18 protein-coding genes are annotated in these 20830 nt (G+C 62.7%); 13 read left to right on the top strand and 5 right to left on the bottom strand.

Annotated elements, in window-relative coordinates; all coding sequences use genetic code 11:
- Positions 1-295 precede the first annotated feature (295 nt).
- Positions 296-673 (bottom strand): hypothetical protein, encoded by a 378-nt coding sequence (locus tag EN861_RS16595; RefSeq protein ID WP_135864404.1) that lies wholly within the window; start codon positions 671-673, stop codon positions 296-298.
- Positions 674-956: 283 nt separating this feature from the next.
- Here EN861_RS16595 and EN861_RS16600 point away from each other — a divergent pair, with 283 nt between their 5' ends.
- The 4 genes from EN861_RS16600 to EN861_RS16615 all read left to right on the top strand — a co-directional run bounded on the left by EN861_RS16600 (position 957) and on the right by EN861_RS16615 (position 6074).
- On the top strand, positions 957-1703 hold the full coding sequence (locus tag EN861_RS16600; protein WP_127279536.1) for a cytochrome c biogenesis CcdA family protein: 747 nt from the start codon (positions 957-959) through the stop codon (positions 1701-1703).
- A 123-nt stretch (positions 1704-1826) separates the two neighbouring features.
- A complete protein-coding gene (glmU, locus tag EN861_RS16605) occupies positions 1827-3203 on the top strand; it encodes a bifunctional UDP-N-acetylglucosamine diphosphorylase/glucosamine-1-phosphate N-acetyltransferase GlmU (protein WP_135864406.1) in 1377 nt (458 codons plus the stop codon).
- 201 nt (positions 3204-3404) lie between these two features.
- Positions 3405-5228, top strand: a complete 1824-nt coding sequence (gene glmS / locus EN861_RS16610) for a glutamine--fructose-6-phosphate transaminase (isomerizing) (protein WP_135864408.1) — start codon at positions 3405-3407, stop codon at positions 5226-5228.
- Positions 5229-5321: 93 nt separating this feature from the next.
- Entirely contained in the window at positions 5322-6074 is a 753-nt protein-coding gene (locus EN861_RS16615; protein WP_135864410.1) for a DUF502 domain-containing protein, read from the top strand.
- Here EN861_RS16615 and recG read toward each other — a convergent pair.
- Positions 6026-8134: an ATP-dependent DNA helicase RecG gene (gene recG / locus EN861_RS16620; protein ID WP_135864412.1), complete on the bottom strand. Its 2109-nt coding sequence runs from the start codon at positions 8132-8134 to the stop codon at positions 6026-6028. The two genes, EN861_RS16615 and recG, sit on opposite strands and share 49 nt — an antisense overlap.
- 92 nt (positions 8135-8226) lie before the next feature.
- On the opposite strand from recG, the gene EN861_RS16625 reads away from it, so the two are divergent.
- From EN861_RS16625 to EN861_RS16635, 3 genes are all read left to right on the top strand, one after another.
- The gene (locus EN861_RS16625; protein WP_135864415.1) at positions 8227-8514 is read left to right on the top strand and encodes a succinate dehydrogenase assembly factor 2; all 288 of its coding nucleotides are present in this window, start codon (positions 8227-8229) and stop codon (positions 8512-8514) included.
- Positions 8515-8599: 85 nt separating this feature from the next.
- A complete protein-coding gene (mfd, locus tag EN861_RS16630; RefSeq protein ID WP_135864417.1) occupies positions 8600-12097 on the top strand; it encodes a transcription-repair coupling factor in 3498 nt (1165 codons plus the stop codon).
- Positions 12098-12255: 158 nt separating this feature from the next.
- Positions 12256-13629: a 3-deoxy-7-phosphoheptulonate synthase class II gene (locus tag EN861_RS16635; RefSeq protein WP_127872585.1), complete on the top strand. Its 1374-nt coding sequence runs from the start codon at positions 12256-12258 to the stop codon at positions 13627-13629.
- Between the two features lie 118 nt (positions 13630-13747).
- On the opposite strand, the gene EN861_RS16640 is transcribed toward EN861_RS16635, so the two are convergent.
- Positions 13748-14818: a diguanylate cyclase gene (locus EN861_RS16640; RefSeq protein WP_127278688.1), complete on the bottom strand. Its 1071-nt coding sequence runs from the start codon at positions 14816-14818 to the stop codon at positions 13748-13750.
- Positions 14819-15231: 413 nt separating this feature from the next.
- Between EN861_RS16640 and EN861_RS16645 the strand changes: the two genes are divergently transcribed.
- The 3 genes from EN861_RS16645 to EN861_RS16655 all read left to right on the top strand — a co-directional run bounded on the left by EN861_RS16645 (position 15232) and on the right by EN861_RS16655 (position 16619).
- Entirely contained in the window at positions 15232-15648 is a 417-nt protein-coding gene (locus EN861_RS16645; protein WP_127278687.1) for a GFA family protein, read from the top strand.
- A gap of 78 nt (positions 15649-15726) precedes the next feature.
- Complete coding sequence (locus tag EN861_RS16650) at positions 15727-16086, top strand: diacylglycerol kinase (RefSeq protein ID WP_127278686.1); 360 nt, start codon at positions 15727-15729, stop codon at positions 16084-16086.
- A gap of 110 nt (positions 16087-16196) precedes the next feature.
- Positions 16197-16619 (top strand): hemerythrin domain-containing protein, encoded by a 423-nt coding sequence (locus EN861_RS16655; protein ID WP_335930805.1) that lies wholly within the window; start codon positions 16197-16199, stop codon positions 16617-16619.
- A 4-nt stretch (positions 16620-16623) separates the two neighbouring features.
- On the opposite strand, the gene EN861_RS16660 is transcribed toward EN861_RS16655, so the two are convergent.
- On the bottom strand, positions 16624-17211 hold the full coding sequence (locus tag EN861_RS16660) for a DedA family protein (RefSeq protein ID WP_127278685.1): 588 nt from the start codon (positions 17209-17211) through the stop codon (positions 16624-16626).
- Complete coding sequence (locus EN861_RS16665; RefSeq protein WP_127872581.1) at positions 17208-17768, bottom strand: DUF1003 domain-containing protein; 561 nt, start codon at positions 17766-17768, stop codon at positions 17208-17210. The genes EN861_RS16660 and EN861_RS16665 overlap by 4 nt, the downstream gene beginning before the upstream one ends.
- Positions 17769-17856: 88 nt before the next feature.
- On the opposite strand from EN861_RS16665, the gene EN861_RS16670 reads away from it, so the two are divergent.
- The 3 genes from EN861_RS16670 to EN861_RS16680 all read left to right on the top strand — a co-directional run bounded on the left by EN861_RS16670 (position 17857) and on the right by EN861_RS16680 (position 20785).
- Positions 17857-18573: a DNA-3-methyladenine glycosylase I gene (locus EN861_RS16670; protein WP_127278683.1), complete on the top strand. Its 717-nt coding sequence runs from the start codon at positions 17857-17859 to the stop codon at positions 18571-18573.
- Positions 18574-18637: 64 nt separating this feature from the next.
- Positions 18638-20314 carry an NAD+ synthase gene (locus EN861_RS16675; protein WP_127278682.1) on the top strand — a complete coding sequence of 559 codons (1677 nt, stop codon included), beginning with the start codon at positions 18638-18640 and terminating at the stop codon, positions 20312-20314.
- A gap of 54 nt (positions 20315-20368) precedes the next feature.
- Positions 20369-20785, top strand: coding sequence for a GNAT family N-acetyltransferase (locus EN861_RS16680; protein ID WP_135864418.1), 417 nt, complete (start codon positions 20369-20371; stop codon positions 20783-20785).
- Positions 20786-20830 lie beyond the last annotated feature (45 nt).

Genomic DNA, 20830 nt, shown 5'->3' on the forward strand with positions numbered 1-20830 from the left:
GCTCACATGGCCGCGCTTTTGCATCCGGTCAAGGGGAAGGGGCCAAATTGCGGGGGTGCCGCCAGCAATACACTCTAAGAGTGTATGGAGAAATCACAGAATTTCGGTCAGGCTGGATGATCGTCACCAGTCTCGAAAGATGACCCGGTTCATTTTTCGGTGAGTCGAGGAAAGATCCGCCGGAATGCCGGACCGGGGCGCGCCATGGTTCACAAAAAAGCCAATCGCCGGATCGGGCAAGGATGCCGGCGACCAACCCATGTCCCCCAGCGGGCAGGATATGGCGTTGAGGGGTTCAGTCGGCTTTGGCGATGTGCCAGACGCCGGCGACGCCATCGCCGCTCACATCTCCGGCTTTCTTGTCCTTGATGAAGGTGTAGACCGGCTTGCCGTCATAGGCCCACATCTTGGTGCCGTCGGTGCGCTTGACGGTCGTCCATCCTTCGGAGGCCTTTGCGCCGGCTTCGGCCTTCAACGGTGGCCAGTTCGCGGCGCATTTGTCGTCGCAGTTCGACTTGCCCTTCTCATCCTTGTCGTAGGTATAAAGCGTCATGCCCTTGGCGTTGGTGTAGATCTTGGTGCCTCCGACATTGGCTTCCTTCCACGCATCGGCGGCGAGGGATGCGACGGTGCTGAGCAAAAGCGCGGCTAGCCCTACAGTTATGGTCTTCATGGAAATCTCCCTGGCTAATATGTGGAGGTGCGCGGGAAATCGCGGCCTCGTCGTGTCAACGCCTGCCGGTCGGGTTTTCTTCCCGAGAGGCTTGAGGACATTGGCAGCTGGCGGGCCTCGTTGCCCGTAACAATTCTCTCGGTTCGGTCGTACTAAGATGGGTGGCGCAGCTGAATTCGGGGCGAGTGCGATTGCCCGAACGGCGACCGGTTGCCACACATTGGTGATTGGCGCACAGGTCGGCGCGTCGCTATATCGGCGCCGGAACAGTAGGAGCTTTGGAATGGCATTGGACATCGGCTATGTCAGCGCGGTCGGGGCGGGGGCCATCTCGTTCCTGTCGCCATGCGTGCTGCCGCTGGTGCCGCCCTATCTCTGCTACATGGCCGGCATATCGGTCGACGATTTCCGCGGCAATGCGGGCGCGACCGCAAGTCAGGGCGCACGCGGCGCGCTGCTCTACTCCTCGATCGCCTTCGTGCTCGGCTTTTCGACCGTGTTCGTCGCGCTCGGCGCCGGCGCCTCGACCATCGGCCGGCTGCTGCGCGTCTGGCAGGAGCCGCTGGCGATGGGCGCCGGGGTGCTGATCATCCTGATGGGCCTGAATTTTCTGGGCATCCTGCGCATCCCCTTGTTGTCGCGCGAGGCGCGCTTCCAGTCGCAGGGCAAGCCGGCCAGCGCCGTCGCCGCCTATGTCATGGGCCTTGCCTTCGCCTTCGGCTGGACGCCCTGCATCGGCCCGGTGCTGGGACCGATCCTGACGCTGGCCGGCGGTCGTGAAACCGTGGGCGAGGGCGCGCTGCTGCTCGCCGCCTATTCGCTCGGCCTCGGCATCCCGTTCCTGATCGCCGCGCTGTTCTCCGGCGCTTTCATGCGCTTCCTCGGCAAATTCCGCGTCCATCTCGGCCGCGTCGAAAAGGCGATCGGCGCGCTGCTGGTCGTCGCCGGCGTGTTTTTCCTCACCGGCGGCGTGCAGGCGGTGTCTTATTGGCTGCTGGAGAATTTTCCGCTGCTGGGGCGGCTGGGGTAAGCCTACTGATTAGAAGTCAGTTGCTCTTCCGTCTGCATCTCACCGGAATTTAACCGCATTGGTGCAGCATCGCGCCACTGCTAGCATGATTTGATTCCCAACCCTTTTCATATGGTTGCATTCATGAGCCAGAGAACCTGCCTGTCCGTCATCCTCGCCGCCGGCGAAGGCACGCGCATGAAGAGCGCGCTGCCGAAGGTGCTGCACCAGATCGCGGGGTTGCCGATGGTAGCTCATGTGGTGAAGGCGGCCGAGGCCGCTGGCGCCAGCGGCCAGGCGCTGGTCATCGGGCATGGCGCGGATGAGATGCGTAAGGCGGCGGCGAAATTTGCACCGAAGGCGGAGACCTTCGTTCAGGACAAACGCCTTGGCACGGCGCATGCCGTCCTCGCCGCTCGCGAAGCGATATCAAAGGGTTATGACGATGTCCTCGTCATGTTCGGTGATACGCCGCTGATCGATGCGGATGCCCTGACGGTGGCGCGACTGAAACTGGCTGAAGGTGCCGCTGTCGTGGTCATCGGTTTCCGACCGCCCAGCCCGACCGGCTATGGCCGGCTGATCGAAAAGGGAGGCAAGCTGATAGCGATCCGCGAGGAAAAGGATTGCTCCGAAGAAGAGAAGAAGATCGGCTTCTGCAATGCCGGCATGATGGCGGTGGCCGGCGCGCACGCGCTCAAACTGCTCGACGCCGTCGGGAACAAGAATGCCAAGGGCGAGTATTATCTCACCGATATCGTCGAGATCGCCAGTGCACAGGGCCTTGATGTCGTTGCCACCGAAGCCAGCTTCGAAAGTGCGCTGGGCATCAACAACCGCGCCGAACTGGCGCAAGCCGAAGCCATCTGGCAGGCGCGTCGGCGCCATGAGGCGATGCTGTCGGGCGTGACGCTGATTGCTCCGGAAACCGTCTATTTCTCGCACGATACCGAAATTGGCGCCGACACGATCGTCGAACCCAATGTCTGGTTTGGACCGGGTGTCAGGGTTGCCTCGGGCGCCAAGATCCATGCCTTCAGCCATATCGAGGGCGCCACCATTGCTTCCAATTGCGATGTCGGGCCATTCGCACGGCTGCGGCCGGGCGCCGATCTCAAGCAGAAGTCCAAGGTCGGCAATTTTTGCGAGGTCAAGCAGGCCGTTATCGAGGAGGGCGCCAAGGTCAACCATTTGACCTATATCGGCGATGCCCGCGTCGGCGCCGGGGCCAATATCGGCGCCGGCACCATCACCTGCAACTATGACGGCTATTCGAAATTTTTCACCGACATCGGCGAGGGCGCCTTCATCGGCTCGAATTCCTCACTGGTGGCGCCGGTCACCATCGGCAAGGGCGGCTATATCGCCTCGGGCAGCGTCATCACAGAAAGCGTGCCCGACGATGCGCTGGCCTTCGGCCGCGCCCGCCAGAAGACGATTCCCGGCAAGGCCAAGGAATTGCGCGAACGGTTTGCTTCCGCAGCGGCGGCGAAGAAAAAGGCGGCTGGCGCCGACCATTAGCGATTGGTCGACGGGGCTGCTTTCTCGCCGAAGCAATCGAAAAACCGAGCGATTGCAGTAACCGGATTGCAAGGGCGGGCTGTCATGGTGCATGCCTGCAGAAGCGTCCGTTACACGGGACGAAATGCAATGTGACTTTCGCGGCAGGCCGGCCACCCCTAAATAGCGCTGGTTTTCCATGGGCAATCGGGGACTGTCTGCATGTGCGGTATCGTTGGAATCGTCGGCCACTCCCAGGTTGCGCCGCTTATCGTCGATGCGCTGAAGCGGCTCGAATATCGCGGCTATGACTCGGCAGGCGTCGCCACCATCGAAAAGGGCGTGCTCGGCCGCCGCCGCGCCGAAGGCAAGCTGGTCAACCTCGAACGCCGGCTCAAGGACGAGCCGCTCGACGGCATGATCGGTATCGGCCACACGCGCTGGGCGACCCACGGCGTGCCCAACGAGACCAACGCGCACCCGCATTTTTCCGACGGCGTCGCTATTGTCCACAACGGCATCATCGAGAATTTTGCCGAATTGCGCGACGAGCTGATCCGCGACGGCTATTCCTTCTCGTCGCAGACCGACACGGAGGTCGTTGCGCATCTGGTGGCGCGGGAGCTCGCCAAGGGGCTGAAGCCGGTCGAGGCCGCGCACAAGGCGCTGAAGCGGCTGGAAGGCGCTTTTGCGTTGGCCATCATGTTCAAGGGCGACGAGGACCTGATCGTCGGCGCCCGCAACGGCCCGCCACTGGCGGTCGGCCATGGCGATGGCGAGATGTTCTTGGGGTCCGACGCCATCGCGCTCGCTCCGTTCACCAACTCGATCACCTATCTCGAAGACGGCGACTGGGCGGTGGTGCGCCGCGACAGCGTCGCCATCTTCGACATCGACGGCAGACAAGTCGACCGCAGGCGCCAGCAGTCGCTGTCGACCAGCTTCATGGTCGACAAGGGCAACCGCCGCCATTTCATGGAGAAGGAAATCCACGAGCAGCCCGAGGTGATCTCGCACACGCTGGCGCATTATGTCGATTTTGTCTCCGGCGTGTCCAAGCCGCTCGACCTGCCATTCGATTTCGCCAAGATCGGCCGCTTGGCCATCTCCGCCTGTGGCACTGCCTATCTCGCCGGCCTTGTCGGTAAATACTGGTTCGAGCGCTATGCGAGACTCCCGGTCGATATCGATGTCGCATCGGAATTCCGTTACCGCGAGATGCCGCTGTCGGCGAACGATGCGGCCTTCTTCATCTCGCAGTCCGGTGAGACCGCCGATACGCTGGCCTCGCTGCGCTATTGCCGCAAGGCCGGCATGAAGATCGGCGCCGTCGTCAACGTGCGGGAATCGACCATGGCGCGCGAATCCGACGTGGTGCTGCCGACGCTCGCGGGGCCGGAGATCGGCGTCGCTTCGACCAAGGCTTTCACCTGTCAATTGTCGGTGCTCGCGTCGCTTGCCGTGCGCGCCGGCGTGGCGCGCGGGGCGATCTCGACGGAGCAAGAGAAGACGCTGGTGCGAGCGCTTTCGGAAGCACCGCGCTATGCCAACCAGGTGCTGAAGCTCGAAGAGCAGATCGAACGGATCGCGCGCGAGCTGTCGCGCTACAAGGACGTGCTCTATCTCGGGCGCGACACCAATTTCCCGCTGGCCATGGAAGGCGCGCTGAAGCTCAAGGAAATCTCCTACATCCATGCCGAAGGCTATGCGGCGGGCGAGCTGAAGCACGGGCCTATCGCGCTGATCGACGAGAACATGCCGGTGATCGTGATTGCGCCACATGACCGCATCTTCGAAAAGACCGTGTCCAACATGCAGGAAGTGGCGGCGCGCGGCGGCAAGATCATCCTGATCACGGACAGCAAGGGCGCGGCACAGGTGAGCGTCAAGACGATGGAGACGATCGTGCTGCCGGATGTGCCGGAAATCATCTCGCCGATCATCTATGCGCTGCCGATCCAGATGCTCGCCTATTTCGCCGCCGTGTTCATGGGCACCGACGTCGATCAGCCGCGCAATCTGGCGAAATCGGTGACGGTGGAATAGGCACTCTTAAACAGGCGCCTTTAAAAACTTCGCAGTTCCAAACCGTCTTCCGGTTCACTAATGTTGCGGCGCAATCCGCGCGCCCGGTGAACCATGTCCGATGCTCCGAAGACCTCCGGCATGACCCGGCTGAGGAACTATTTCCTCACGGGCTTCGTCGTCTGCGCCCCACTGGCGATCACCGCCTATATCGCATGGTCGTTCATCGGCTGGGTCGATTCCTGGGTCAAACCCTATATCCCGGCGCGTTACAGCCCCGATACCTACCTGCCGTTCCCGGTTCCGGGGTTCGGGCTGATCGTCGCGCTGATCCTGATAACGCTGATCGGTTTTCTCGCCGCCAACATTGTCGGCCGCGCCATCGTCGGATTTGGCGAGCGCCTGCTTGGCCGCATGCCGCTGGTGCGCGGCATCTATGGCTCGCTGAAGCAGATTTTCGAGACCGTGCTGTCGAACAAGGGCGACATGTTCCGTCAGGTTGGGCTGGTCGAATATCCACGCAAGGGTGTGTGGTCGCTGGTGTTTGTCGCCAGCGAGAAGGAAACCGAGATCAATCAGAAGCTCGACCAGGAAGGCGATCCGCTGATCGCCGTGTTCATGCCGTGCACGCCGAACCCGACGACCGGTTTCCTGATGTATGTGCCCAAATCCGAAATCGTGCCGCTCGACATGACGATCGAGGACGGGGCCAAGCTGATCGTGTCGGCCGGGTTAGTGGCCCCTGAGGTAAAGACGAAATTGGTGACGCTGAACGGTGAGCCGATCAACGGAACCCTGGCCAATCCGCCGCTAGGCCCTCATCCGGCGCGCAGGAGCCGGACGGCCTCGTCGCGGCCAAACAAGTAGAGCAGGAGCCGCAGCGCCTCGCCGCGATCCGATTGCAGTTCGGGGTCGCGTGACAGGATCAGCCTGGCATCGTCTCGCGCGGCTTCGAGAAGGTCGGCATGCGCCTCGATCCGCGCCACCTGGAAACCCGGCGTGCCGGACTGGCGCGTGCCGAGCAATTCGCCTTCGCCGCGCAATTTCAGGTCCTCCTCGGCGATCAGGAAGCCATCCTCGGTCTCACGCATCACCGACAGCCGGCGTTTGGCGGTTTCGCCGAGCGGGTCCTTGTAGAGCAGCACGCAGGATGACTTGATATCGCCGCGCCCGACCCGGCCGCGCAGCTGGTGCAATTGGGCGAGACCGAATCGCTCGGCATGCTCAATGACCATGATCGTGGCGTCAGGCACGTCGACGCCGACCTCGATGACCGTGGTGGCGATCAGGATGCGCGTCTCGCCCTGCTTGAAGGCGCGCATCGCCTCGTCCTTCTCGGCACCCTTCATGCGGCCATGGACAAGGCCGATGCGGTCGCCGAACAGCGGCTTCAGCGAGGCGAAACGATCCTCGGCCGACATCAGTTTTATCTCTTCGGACTCCTCGACCAGGGGACAGATCCAATAGATTTTCTGGCCATCCGCGACGGCATCGAGCATACGGCCGACCAGTTCGTCGAGCCGTTCGAGCGGCAGCGTGACGGTGCGGATCGGCTGGCGGCCGGCTGGTTTTTCCGTCAGCTTCGACACATCCATGTCGCCGAAAGCGGTCAGCACCAGCGTGCGCGGGATGGGGGTCGCGGTCATCACCAGCATGTCTGGCGCGTCGCCCTTGGCGGTGATGGCAAGCCGCTGGTGGACGCCGAAGCGATGCTGCTCGTCGATGACGGCCAGGACCAGATCGTGGAAGCTGACCGTTTCCTGAAACAGCGCATGGGTGCCGACGACGATGTCGATTTCGCCGCTGGCGAGACCCGCCAGTGTTTCGACTCGCTCGCGGCCCTTTTCGCGGCCGGTCAGGATGGCGATGCGCAATCCGACCTTGGCGGCAAGCGGAGTGATCGTCGCCAGATGCTGGCGCGCCAGGATTTCGGTCGGCGCCATCAGCGCTCCCTGGCCGCCGGCCTCGACGGCGCGTGCCATGGCCAGGAGCGCCACGACCGTCTTGCCCGAGCCGACATCGCCTTGCAGCAGCCGCAGCATGCGCTCGGGGTCGGCGAGATCGGCGTTGATTTCGGCGAGCGCGAATTCCTGCGAGGGGGTAAGCGAATAGGGCAGGGCCGCACGCAGCTTCTCGACGATGCGGCCATCGCCGACGAGCGGTCGGCCTGACAGCCGTCGCACCTTTGCCCGCACCAGGGCCAGCGAAACCTGGCCGGCGAGCAATTCATCATAGGCGAGGCGGCGCCATGCAGCCCCTTCGACCGCGACATCGATCGGGTCGGCGGGATAATGGATGCGGGTCAGCGCGTCGCCGAAGGACGCAAAGCTCTGGCGGCGCATGAAGGCATCGTCCTGCCATTCCGGCAGGTCCGGCAGGCGGCCGAGCGCCTGGCCGATGGCACGGCGCAAAACCTTGCCGGACAGCCCCGCGGTCAGCGGATATACCGGTTCGACCAGCGGCAGGTTCTCGGCTTCATTGGCGAGTGCGATATGGTCGGGATGGACCATGGTCGGGCGCCCATTGAACCATTCCATGCGGCCTGACACCACGACATGCTCGCCCACCGGCATCGCCTTTTCGAGATAGGCGGCATGGGCATGGAAGAAGGTCAGGCCGATTTCGCCGGTATCGTCATGGGCGTAGACCCGGTAGGGCACTGATTTGTTGCCGCGCGGCGGCGGCTGGTGGCGGTCTATGCGCAGCTCAAGCGTCACGATGGCGCCTTCGGCCGCGAGTGCGATGCCTGGCCGGTTGCGGCGGTCGATGACGGTGTGCGGCAGCACGAACAACAGATCGCCGGCACGCGCTGCGCGATCGCCGAGGTCGGCCGCCACGACCTTCTCGATCAACGCACCGACCTTCGGTCCGATGCCGGCAAGCGAAGTGATCGGGACAAACAGGGGATCGAGGATGGAAGGACGCATGATGTCAGCTTATGTCGCGACGGCCGCAGCGCAAGGCTGACACCGCCCACTATCCACGCTATATGCGCCGCTTGAAGCGAGGATGCGGCACAATGACCGGAACGAAACGATCAAGCGAGGGTCTGGACGCCCATCGCCGCAAGCTGTTGTTCCGCTCCTGGCATCGCGGCATGCGCGAGATGGACCTCATCCTCGGCACCTTCGCCGATGCCGAGATAGGCACCTTGACCGCCGAGGAAATCGACCAATATGAGAGGCTCCTCGACATTTCCGACACCGAATTCCTGCCGCTGGTCACTGGCGAACGCCCGGTGCCGGCGGAGATCGACTGTGCCGTCCTGCAAAAGATCCTGGCGTCCCGCCGGACCATGACTTTCTGAACACAAGACTTTCTAAACACAAGCAATTCCAGGAAAAGTGAAGCGGTTTTCCCATGGGAATTGCGACAACCAAGACCGTGATTTGATGGCTCTCATTCCTACCATTGGCTTGCCGAAGGGCCGCACCGGCCAGTTCATCGTCGACGGTGTCGCCGATGGCTACGAGGCCTTCGCGCTGGTCCAGACGGCGCTCGAGATCGCACCCGACAAGCCGGTGCTGTTCGTGGCCCGCGACGGCCAGCGCCTGCCTTCCATCATCGAGGCGCTGTCCTTCGTCGCACCCGGCCTGCCCGTGCTGGAGCTGCCTGCCTGGGACTGCCTGCCATACGACCGTGTGTCGCCGGGTTCCGATGCCGCCGCCAAGCGCCTCGATGCGCTGACCGCCATGATCGCGCTGGCGAAGAAACCGCATCGTGCCGTCATTCTCACCACCGCCAATGCGTTGCTGCAGCGTATCCCGCCCGCGGAGCTTGTCGAGGCGCAGACCTTCCACGCCAGACCCGGCAACCAGATCGACATGAATGCGCTGATCGCGCGGCTGGAGACGTCGGGATTCGAACGCGTGCCGACCGTGCGAGGCATTGGCGAATTCGCGGTGCGCGGCGGCATTCTCGACCTCTTCGCGCCCGGCTGGACCGAGGCGCTGCGACTTGATTTCTTCGGCGACACGCTGGAATCGATCCGCGTCTTCGACGCCGCCACGCAGCGCACCACTGGCCAGCGCAAATCGATGGCGCTGCAGGCGATGAGCGAAGTGGCGCTGACGCCCGAAACCATCAGCCGCTTCCGCCGCGCCTATATCGAGGCCTTCGGCGCGCCATCGCGTGACGACGGGCTCTACGCCGCGGTCAGCGAGGGGCGGCGCTTCGCGGGCATGGAGCATTGGCTGCCGTTCTTCTATGAGCGGCTGGAGACGGTGTTCGATTACCTGCCTGACGCACCCGTGGTTTTCGACCATCTGGCGCATGAGGCGCTTGCCGAACGTCATACGCTGATCCTCGACCACTACGAGGCGCGCAAAAAGCAGGCTGACGGTGCGCTCAAGGATGCGGTGCCCTACAAGCCGGTTGCGCCGGACCTGCTCTACCTCTCGCCGGAGAATCTCAAGTCTTCGCTTGGCGAGCGCGAGGACATCGACTTTACCGTGTTCGATGCGCCCGACGTAGGGGGTAAGAAAGTCTTCCACGCCGGCTCGCGGCATGGCCGCAGCTTCGTCGAGGAACGTGCCGATCCGAACGTCAATGTCTTCGATGTCGTCGTCCGGCACATAGCCGACGAGCGCGCGGCGCGGCGCCGGGTCGTCATCGCCGGCTGGACCGAAGGCTCGCTCGACCGCCTTGGCCAGATCCTGGCCGAGCACCATCTCGGCAACCTCAAACAGGTCGAGACGCTGGCCGAGGCCGAACAGCTCGAGCCGGGCCAGGCCGCATTGGCGGTTTTGCCGCTGGAATCCGGCTTTGAGACTGAAAAGCTAGTCGTTGTCGCCGAACAGGACATTCTGGGCGATCGGCTGATCCGTCGCTCGAAGCGCAAGAAGCGTGCGTCCGATTTCATCGCCGAAGCCTCGGCCCTGTCGGCCGGTGACATTGTCGTCCATGCCGACCACGGCATTGGCCGCTTCATCGGCCTGCGCACCATCGAAGCGGTCGGCGCGCCGCATGACTGCCTGGAAATCCACTATGCGGGCGACGACCGGCTGTTCCTGCCGGTGGAAAACATCGAGCTTTTGTCGCGCTATGGCTCCGACACAGCCGAGGCAACGCTCGACAAGCTCGGCGGCGGCGCCTGGCAGTCGCGCAAGGCCAAGCTGAAGCGGCGCCTGCTCGATATGGCCGGGCAGCTGATCCGCATCGCCGCCGAACGGCAGATGCGCGCCGCGCCGGCGCTAGTGCCGGCCGAAGGCCTCTATGACGAGTTTGCCGCCCGCTTCCCCTACGAGGAAACCGACGACCAGCAGACGGCCATCGACTCGGTGCGCGACGACCTTGGCGCCGGCAAGCCGATGGACCGGCTGATCTGCGGCGATGTCGGCTTCGGCAAGACCGAAGTGGCGCTGCGCGCCGCCTTCATCGCTGCGTTGGAAGGATTTCAGGTCGCCGTGGTGGTGCCCACGACGCTGTTGTCGCGCCAGCACTTCAAGACATTCTCGCAGCGTTTCTCAGGGCTTCCCATCCGTGTCGCCCAGGCCTCGCGGCTGGTCGGCGCCAAGGAACTCGCCGAGACGAAGAAGGCCCTGGCCGAGGGGCAGGTCGACATCGTCGTCGGCACCCACGCGCTGCTCGGGTCGTCGATCTCGTTCAAGAATCTCGGCCTGCTGATCATCGACGAGGAGCAGCATTTTGGCGTCAAGCACAAGGAACGGCTGAAGGACCTGAAGAGCGACGTGCACGTCCTGACGCTGTCGGCGACGCCGATTCCGCGCACTCTGCAACTGGCCTTGACCGGCGTACGCGAACTGTCGCTGATCGCCACGCCGCCGGTCGACCGCATGGCGGTGCGCACCTTCATCTCGCCCTTCGATCCGCTGGTCATCCGCGAGACGCTGCTGCGCGAGCGCTACCGCGGTGGCCATTCCTTCTATGTGGTTCCGCGGATCAGCGATCTCGCTGAAATCCATGATTTCCTGAAGGAATCCGTTTCCGAGCTGAAGGTGGCGGTGGCCCATGGGCAGATGCCGCCTGGCGAACTCGATGACATCATGAACGCCTTCTATGACGGGCAGTACGACGTGCTTCTGTCGACCACCATCGTCGAATCGGGCCTAGACATCCCGACCGCCAACACGCTGATCATCCATCGCGCCGACATGTTCGGCCTGTCGCAGCTCTACCAGTTGCGCGGCCGCGTCGGGCGCTCGAAGGTGCGCGCCTATGCGCTGTTCACCCTGCCGGCCAACCGCAAGCTGACCGACACGGCCGAGCGCCGACTGAAGGTGCTGCAATCGCTCGACACGCTGGGCGCCGGTTTCCAACTCGCCAGCCATGATCTCGACATCAGGGGCGCTGGCAATCTTCTGGGCGAAGAACAGTCCGGGCACATCAAGGAGGTCGGCTTCGAGCTCTACCAGCAGATGCTGGAGGAGGCGGTCGCCGAGGTGAAGGATTCCGGCGAGGTCCAGGATGGCGGCTGGTCGCCGCAGATCGCCGTCGGTACGGCGGTGATGATCCCGGAAGGCTACGTGCCGGACCTGCAGCTCAGGCTGGCGCTTTATCGCCGTCTCGGCGATCTCGAAACCACCGAGGAAATCGACGCCTTCGGCGCCGAGTTGATCGACCGTTTCGGCCCGCTGCCGGACGAGGTGAAGCATCTCTTGAAGATCGTCTTCATCAAGGCGCTCTGCCGCAAGGCCAATGTCGAGAAGCTCGACGCCGGGCCGAAGGGCGTCGTCATCCATTTCCGCAAGCGTGAATTCCCCAATCCCGTCGGACTGGTCAAGTATATCGGCGAGCAGGGTTCGCTGGCCAAGATCAGGCCGGACCATAGCGTGGTCTTCGCGCGTGATTGGCCGAATGCCGAAAAGCGCCTGGCGGGCTCGGCTGTGGTCATGACGCAATTGGCGAAGTTGGCGGAGAAGGCGGCCTGATCCCGGCTTTCGGGTCGTCCAGGGGGCGTCAAGCCATTCGCCAGCATCGAAATCCGGTCTAGAATAGGAAATCGGCTTCGTGTATGGAGCCGCCACCCCATCTAGGGGCTGGAAATGGCGGGCAAGGGTGTTCGCCGGAAAGAGCGTTGGGTGCAGCGATGACGAAATGGTCGCCGAATTCGTGGAGAGCAAAGCCGATCAAGCAGGTTCCCGCCTATCCGGACCTTGCAGCGCTGAAGAACACGGAAGCCCAACTCGCCACCTTTCCGCCGCTGGTCTTTGCCGGCGAGGCGCGCAAGCTGAAGAAGCAATTGGCTACCGTCGCCGCCGGTGAGGCCTTCCTGCTCCAGGGCGGCGACTGCGCCGAGAGTTTTGCCGAACATGGCGCGGACAACATCCGCGACTTCTTCCGCGTCTTCCTGCAAATGTCGGTCGTGCTGACCTTCGCCGGCGCGCAGCCGGTGGTGAAGGTCGGCCGCGTCGCCGGCCAGTTCGCCAAGCCGCGCTCGTCCGACAACGAGACCAAGGGCGAGGTGACGCTGCCGAGCTATCGCGGCGACATCATCAACGGCATCGAATTCGACGCCAAGTCCCGCATCCCTGATCCTGCCCGCCAGGAAATGGCGTACCGCCAGTCGGCGGCGACCCTTAATCTTCTGCGTGCGTTCGCGCAGGGAGGCTATGCCAGCCTGGAGAACGTGCATCGCTGGATGCTCGGCTTCGTCTCCGACAGCCCCCAAGGCGAGAAATACGAGTCGCTTGCCAACCGCATCACCGAGACGATGGATTTCATGCGCGCGGTCGGCATTACGTCCGAAACCAATTTCGCGCTGCGCGAAACCGACTTCTACACCAGCCACGAGGCGCTGCTGCTCGGCTACGAGGAAGCGCTGACCCGTGTCGATTCGACCTCCGGCGACTGGTACGCCACGTCGGGCCACATGATCTGGATCGGCGACCGCACGCGCCAGCCCGACCATGCGCATGTCGAATATTGCCGCGGCATCAAGAATCCGCTCGGGCTGAAATGCGGTCCGTCGCTGACGCCGGACGGCCTGCTGGAACTGATCGACCTGCTGAACCCCGAGAACGAGCCGGGGCGGCTGACGCTGATCGCCCGCTTCGGTTCCGACAAGGTTGCCGACCATCTGCCGAAGCTGGTGCGCGCGGTGCAGAAGGAAGGCCGCAGCGTGGTCTGGTCGTCGGATCCGATGCACGGCAACACCATCGAAGCCGCCGGCTACAAGACGCGGCCCTTCGATCGCATCCTGAAGGAGGTGCAGACCTTCTTCGAGGTGCACCGCGCCGAAGGTACCCATCCGGGCGGCATCCATGTCGAGATGACCGGCAAGAACGTCACCGAATGCACCGGTGGCGCGCGCGCCATCACGGCCGAGGAGTTGCAGGACCGCTACCACACCCATTGCGATCCGCGCCTCAATGCCGACCAGGCGATCGAACTGGCCTTCCTGGTCTCGGATCTGTTGAAGAAGAGCCATCCGGTGCAGCACAAGCAAGTCGCGAACGGCTGAGCCTGGCAATTGGACCGATGAAGCAAAAGGCGCCTGGGAAACCCGGCGCCTTTTCCATTTTCGGCTTTTTTGTTTGTGCCTCCGACCGTGCTGGCGCGGCCGGCGAAAAGCGCAGGCTTCAGTCTTGCTTGTAAAGCAGCCAGCTCTTGCCGGCGCGGCCGGCCATGGCCGAATGCCTGGTGACGCGGTTGCGGCCACTGACTTTCGAGCGATAGAGCGCCCGATCCGCCTTGGTGTAGAGGTCTTCGGGGCCTTCGGCCTCGGATGCCATGCAGATACCCATCGATACCGTCACGGTGCCGTAATTCATGCCGGTCTGGCTGCTGGTGAAGGGGGTCTGCTCGATCAGCGTGCGGATGCGTTCCGCGATCTCGTAGGTCGCGTCCTCGCTGGCGCCCTCGATGATCAGCGCGAACTCCTCGCCGCCGGTGCGGGCGACGAACATGTCGCCGCGAATACTGGTCCGGAAAATCTCGGCGATGATCTGGATGATCTTGTCGCCGACGGGATGGCCGTAGCGGTCATTGATGTCCTTGAACCGATCGATGTCGACAAGCACCAGGGCATTGAACAGGATACCCTTGTTGCTGTTGTAGATCCTGGTGATTTCCTTGTCGAAGGCGCGGCGATTCCAGATCTGGGTCAACGGATCCGTGTCGGCCAGCCGCTTGTATTCCTCGAGCTTCGACTTGACGCTCTCGAGTTCGGCTGTCTTGTCGCTCAGCGTCGAGGCGATCTGCCGGCCGTGATCGATCGTCGAATTGGTCGCGATGGTCATTGCATTGGCGATTTTTTGCAGAAGATCCTGGGAGAGCAGGCTGCGGTTGGTCAGGCCGCTCGATGTCTCATCGAGGATTCTGCCGTATTTTTCGATGTGGCTGCGTTCGCTGCGCAGGAGCGACGCGACCTCTTCGAGCTCGTGGGCGATGACGTCCCTGGCATGCTCGACGATGCCGGGGCCATGGTTATGGGCGAAGAAGGTGCGTCCGATCTGATCCAGCTCGTCCTGCGTCGGCCGGTTGCTCAGCGATACGACGGCGAGGCTGAGTTCGCGGTTGGTGCCGCTCAAGGCCTCATAGAAAATCTCATAGTTGCGTGGCAGACCGAGGACGCCAAGCTGGCGCATGGTGGCGACAACGGTGGTTGCGATATCGGTGCTTCGTTCGGTCGAGGCTGCTGCCGGCTGCATGTCTGATTCACTCTTCCCCTCGGATCCCGGCCAGAATTCGCGGGTCCATTGATCACCGACCTGGGGAGCGCTACCCGGTGCGCCAGAACATCTTGCGAAGAGGCGCGTCCCCACCTGCGCCCTTCGCTTGGGAGGATCATAGTTGCGTCGGCGCTAAAGTTTCCTTAATCCGCCCGACTTCCAGAGGCGTTCTCTACCTGTGGCTGTAATCGCATGAATTTTTGCACAACCATCCCGGGACAACCCGCTGTTCGGTGGTCTTGAATGCGAAACTCCGCGGTGTGTTGCCGCAAATGAAACTGAATTTCGAATTCGCCGCGCCAATCGATGTCGTATTTGCTTGCGCGTAACCACCGCGAAGCTGGAATCCTGACAAGGATGCTGGAGACGAGGTTTCTTCGAGGAGTGCCGAAATGAGCAACAACCACCAGGGATCATGCCTGTGCGGAGCGGTCCGCTTCCGGACAAGCGGGGCGCTGCGTGGCGTTGTCTACTGCCATTGTTCGCAATGCCGTAAACAGAGCGGGCATTTTTATGCCGCGACCAATGTCGCCGATACCGACATCTCGATTGAAGGGACGGAAAGCATCACCTGGTATGAAGCGTCCGCTTTCGCCAGGCGCGGCTTCTGCAAGGCATGCGGATCGGTGCTGTTCTGGAAGGCAATGGATCAGGACTATATTTCGGTCATGGCGGGATCGTTCGACAAGCCGACCGCGCTCAAGGGCGAATGTCATATCTTCGTCGGCGACAAGGGCGACTATTATTCGATAGACGACGGGCTGCCGCAGTTTGAAAAGTCGACGCCATCCATACCGGTCGCCGAATGAAATTTGGACGATCCGCCTTATTCCATTGATCGGAGCATTGCTTTATCCCGGGCCGGTGATTCCGAGAGGGGCCTTGGCATGCAACGGCTGATCGATGCTTTTATCAATTCGGTGCGGGCGTTTCGCAAGCTGGCCGCTCATGAGAAGGCATTCCAGCAGGAGCTGATGCTGCTGGCGCTCGCCTTGCCGGCCGGATGGTTCATTTCGGTCTCCTGGCGTGGTTATGCCTTGCTGATCGGCGCGGTGCTGCTGCTGATCATGGTCGAGGTTCTGAACACCGGCATCGAGGCGGCATGCGACGCGTTCAGCCGCGAGTTCAATGTCGACATCCAGCTGGCCAAGGATTGTGGCTCGCTGGCGGTGCTGATTTCGGTCGTGATCGCTGGCGGCGTCTGGGGCATTGCCCTGATCGAACGCATTACCGGGGTGCCGATCTGAGACTTTGATCCCTATATGACAGTCACCAAAGGAGACCGTCATGGCAGAGGTCACGAATTCCTCGCTTCTCGAACGCCGGTGAGCATGCCGCCGAGTTCGCGGAACATGTCGTGCCGCTGCAGCCACGGCATTGGCAACTATCGCGAAGGCAGACTGCCTGCTCCCGATTTCGCGCGCTGGTTCGCACCGCGCCTCAACCATTTTCTCGGGATCTCGATGGGCACCACAATGTCGAGGACTACCAGTATTTCCCGGCCTTCGCCAAGGCGGAGCCCCGTCTGAAACGCGGCTTCGACATTCTCGATGCCGATCACCACACGATCCACGAAGGACTGGAGCGCAACGCCGAGGCGGCGAATGCCTTCATCCGCACACTTCAGGAGAGTGAGGACAAGCAGCGCTTCGCCGCCGATGCCTACGCCGACGAAAACAGCCGGCTGATCGCGATGCTGACCCGGCATCTCGCCGATGAGGAGGACCTGATCATCCCGCTCATTCTCGATCGGGGTGATCGGGCGCTCGGCATCGACTAACCGGTCAAACCTCCTTGGCGCGCTCCCGCTTGGCGATGTGGCGGGCGGCAAGCCAGGCAAGCACGGCCACGGCAAGGCCGATGCCAAGCCCGACGAACAGCCGCTCGTGGCGCATCAGCGCCTGGCCGATCAACTGTTCGGCTCCCAATCCGAAGACATAGCCGATCGTGCTGAACAGCACTGCCCAGATCACCGATGAGATGGCGTTGAGGATGACGAAGCGGGGCGCCGCTATGGTCGAAAGGCCGGCCGCGACGCCGCCGACCAGGCGCATGCCGTAAATGTAGCGGTTCGACAGCACGAATATGTTGGGATGGGTGTTGAGCAGACGGTAGGCGCGGCGAAAGCCGGGCCGCCGACGCAGCCTGACGACATGGCGATTATCGGCGAAACTCCTGCCGAGGATGAAGAAGAAGGTATCGCCGGCGAAGGCGCCCAGCGCTGCCGCGGCAAAGGCATGCCACAGCACGAAAACATGTTGGTGAGCGAAGAAGCCACCCAGGATCGCGGCACTTTCGCCTTCGGCCACGCAGCCGAGAAAAACCGCCAGCAACCCGTATTGTTCGATGAAATGGTGGATCGCCTCGGTCATGACGCCGACTGCTGTGACAGTCTTTCATCGATCCGCTTGACCACTTCCGCCAGCCGCACGATCTCGTCGCGCATGCCGATGATCTGGCTGTGGCGCAATTCGTCCAGTTTCTCATGCAGCGCCATGATCTCGATCTCGGCCTTCAGATTGACCTCGTAGTCGTGGGCGGCATCGATGCGGTCGCGTTCGGTCTGGCGGTTCTGCGCCATCATGATCACCGGCGCCTGCAGGGCGGCGATCATCGACAGCACGAGGTTGAGGAAGATGAAGGGGTAGGGGTCGAACGCATCGCGTGACAACAGCCAGACATTGCCTGATGTCCAGACGACCAGGAAGGCGATGAAGGTCAGGATGAAGGACCAGGAGCCGCCGATGCGGGCAATCGTATCGGCAAGGCGGTCGCCAAAGGTCTGATGGAAGGCGACGGCCTTGTTGGTGTCCCTGGTGATGGTGGTACGCTCGATGGTGCTTTGCAGCACCCGGCTTTCCAGCTGGCTCAGTCCATCCGGCTTACGCTTCAGCCAGCGGTTCGCCAGATCGTCGATCGTCTTGTTCATGGCTGTCTCCAAGCGCTTTGCTGCGCTAGAGGTAGAGGCTGCCGGCCCAGGCGGGAAGTGCTAGATTGAGGCGAACCGAGAGGGACCGATGGCCGACTTCAAGAAAATTCGCGCTCGCGCGGCAAATCGCAAGGGCGGCGAGGCGGAACTGACCTCCCTGTTGGGGCCGATGCCCGACAATGCGGCGGTGGCCGACATCACCGATGACCGCATCCTCTCGACGATGGCCGAGCGCGTCTTCGCAGCCGGTTTCGTCTGGCGGGTCATCGAGCAGAAATGGCCTGGATTCGAAGAGGCGTTCCTGCGCTTCGAACCCAAGCGGTTGCTGTTCCAGCCTGACGATTTCTGGCACGACCTGGCTTCGGATCAACGCATCGTGCGCAATCCGCAGAAGATCAAATCCGTTCGCGACAACGCCGCCTTCGTCGAGCGCGTGTCCAGGGAGCATCGCGGTTTCGGCCGGTTTCTCGCCGACTGGCCCGCCGACGACCAGGTCGGGCTGATGGCCTATCTCGGCAAGCATGGCAGCCGGCTCGGCGGCAACACCGGCCAGTATTTCCTGCGCTGGCTGGGCTGGGACGCTTTCGTCATTTCGGCCGATATGGCCGCCGCCCTTCGCGACGCGGGCCTCGACATCGCCGAGAACCCGACATCGAAGAAGGATCTCGACAGGATCCAGGCCCAGATCAATCGATGGGTGAAGGAGACGGGCCTGCCGCGCCGGCACATTTCGCGCATCCTGGCGATGTCGATCGGAGAGAACCATTCGCCGCAATCGCTGCGCGAGTATATGGGCGACGATTGACGGTCTGAATTGGTCCAAGCGAACGCCATTGCGGGGCGAATTCCGCCGCGCTAAGTCAGCAGGCATGACCAAAAAACTCGACATACTGCGTATCGCCATTGCCCAGCTCAACCCGACGGTCGGCGATGTCGCTGGCAATCTTGCCAAGGCGCGAGAGGCGAGGGCGGATGCTGCCCGCCAGGGCGCCGATCTCGTGCTCTACACCGAGCTTTTCCTCGCGGGCTATCCGCCGGAGGACCTGGTGCTGAAGCCGGCCTTCCTCAGGGCATGCGAGCGGGCGGCACAGGATTTTGCCGCCGATACCGCCGACGGTGGTCCGGGCGTCATCATCGGCACGCCGCTGAAGCGCAAGAGCGGCACGCATAATTCCATCGTCTTCGCCGATGGCGGCAAGATCATCGCCGAACGCTACAAGCTCGACCTGCCCAATTACGGCGAGTTCGACGAGAAGCGCGTTTTCCAGGCCGGGCCCGAGATCCAGGGGCCGGTCAACTTCCGTGGCGTGCGCATCGGTGTCCCGATCTGCGAAGACATCTGGGGCGAGGTCGGCATCTGCGAGACGCTGGCCGAAAGCGGCGCGGAAATCCTGCTGGTGCCGAACGGCTCGCCCTATTATCGCGCCAAGATCGACGTTCGCCACCAGGTCGTCATCAAGCAAGTCATCGAATGCGGCTTGCCGATGATCTATGCCAACCAGCTCGGCGGCCAGGACGAGCTGATCTTCGACGGCGCCTCCTTCGCCATCGGTGCGGACAAGACGCTCGCCTTCCAGATGAGCCAGTTCGAGGACGCGGTCGACGTCACCACCTGGAAACGTGCGGACAATGGCTGGGTCTGCTCGGAAGGACCGATGTCGAAAATCCCGGACAAGGAGGAGGCCGACTACCGCGCCTGCATGCTTGGCTTGCGCGACTACGTCAACAAGAACGGCTTCAAGAATGTGGTGCTCGGCCTGTCCGGCGGCATCGATTCGGCGATCTGTGCGGCCCTTGCGGTCGACGCGCTCGGCGAGGAGCGGCTGCGCGCCGTCATGATGCCTTACCGCTACACCTCGAAGGACTCGCTCAAGGATGCCGAGGACTGCGCCCGCGCACTTGGCTGCCGGTATGACATCGTGCCGATCTTCGAGCCGGTCGAAGGATTTTTGCACACGCTGACGCAGTTGTTCGAAGGCACCAAGGAAGGCATCACCGAGGAGAATTTGCAGAGCCGCGCCCGCGGCACCATCCTGATGGCGATCTCCAACAAGTTCGGCTCGATGGTCGTCACCACAGGCAACAAGAGTGAGATGTCGGTCGGCTACGCCACGCTCTATGGCGACATGAACGGCGGCTTCAATCCGATCAAGGACCTCTACAAGATGCAGGTCTATGCGCTGTCGCGCTGGCGCAACAGCCATGTGCCGCCGGGCGCGCTCGGGCCTTCGGGCGAGGTGATCCCGAAGAACATCATCGACAAGGCGCCGTCGGCCGAATTGCGCGAGAACCAGACCGACCAGGATTCGCTGCCGCCCTATCCGGTGCTAGACGATATTCTGGAATGCCTGGTCGAGAACGAGATGGGCGTCGACGACATCGTCGCGCGCGGCCATGACCGGGCGACGGTGACACGCATCGAACATCTGCTCTACATCGCCGAATACAAGCGCCGGCAGGCGGCGCCGGGTGTAAAAATCACCAGGAAGAATTTTGGCCGCGACCGCCGCTATCCCATCACCAACCGTTTTAGGGATCGTGGATAGGCGTCCTTTCGCCTGCTGAGCGAGAGTGCGCGATACCGCGGCGAGAGTGCCATCATGCCGGATTGTGAGATCAGCTTCGACCTGTCACGCATCGATTTCCGCGCGACCTCCGACCTGTTGATGGCGAGCTACTGGGGAGCTGGACGCAGCGATGCGTTTCATCACCGAGCCTTTGCCAACTCGTTCTGCGCCGCCGCTTACATCGCCGGCAAGCAGGTCGGTTTCGGCCGGGCGATCACCGACCGCACGGTATTCGCCTATCTCGCCGACATCATCATCTGGCCCGAGCATCGCGGGCAAGGCATCGGCTTGGGGCTGGTGCGGGCACTCATCGATCATCCTGAACTCAGCACCGTCTCGCACTGGAGCCTGTCGACCAGCGACGCGCATGGGGTCTATGAAAGACTGGGCTTCAAGGCATCGACGGATGGACGATACATGCGCCTCGATCGTGCGGTGTCTGCCGGGTAAGCAACGCGACGACGAGAGGCACCAGTCGCGACTGTTGCAAAATCG

This window comes from Mesorhizobium sp. M8A.F.Ca.ET.218.01.1.1 (assembly GCF_004791165.1).
Classification (GTDB): domain Bacteria; phylum Pseudomonadota; class Alphaproteobacteria; order Rhizobiales; family Rhizobiaceae; genus Mesorhizobium.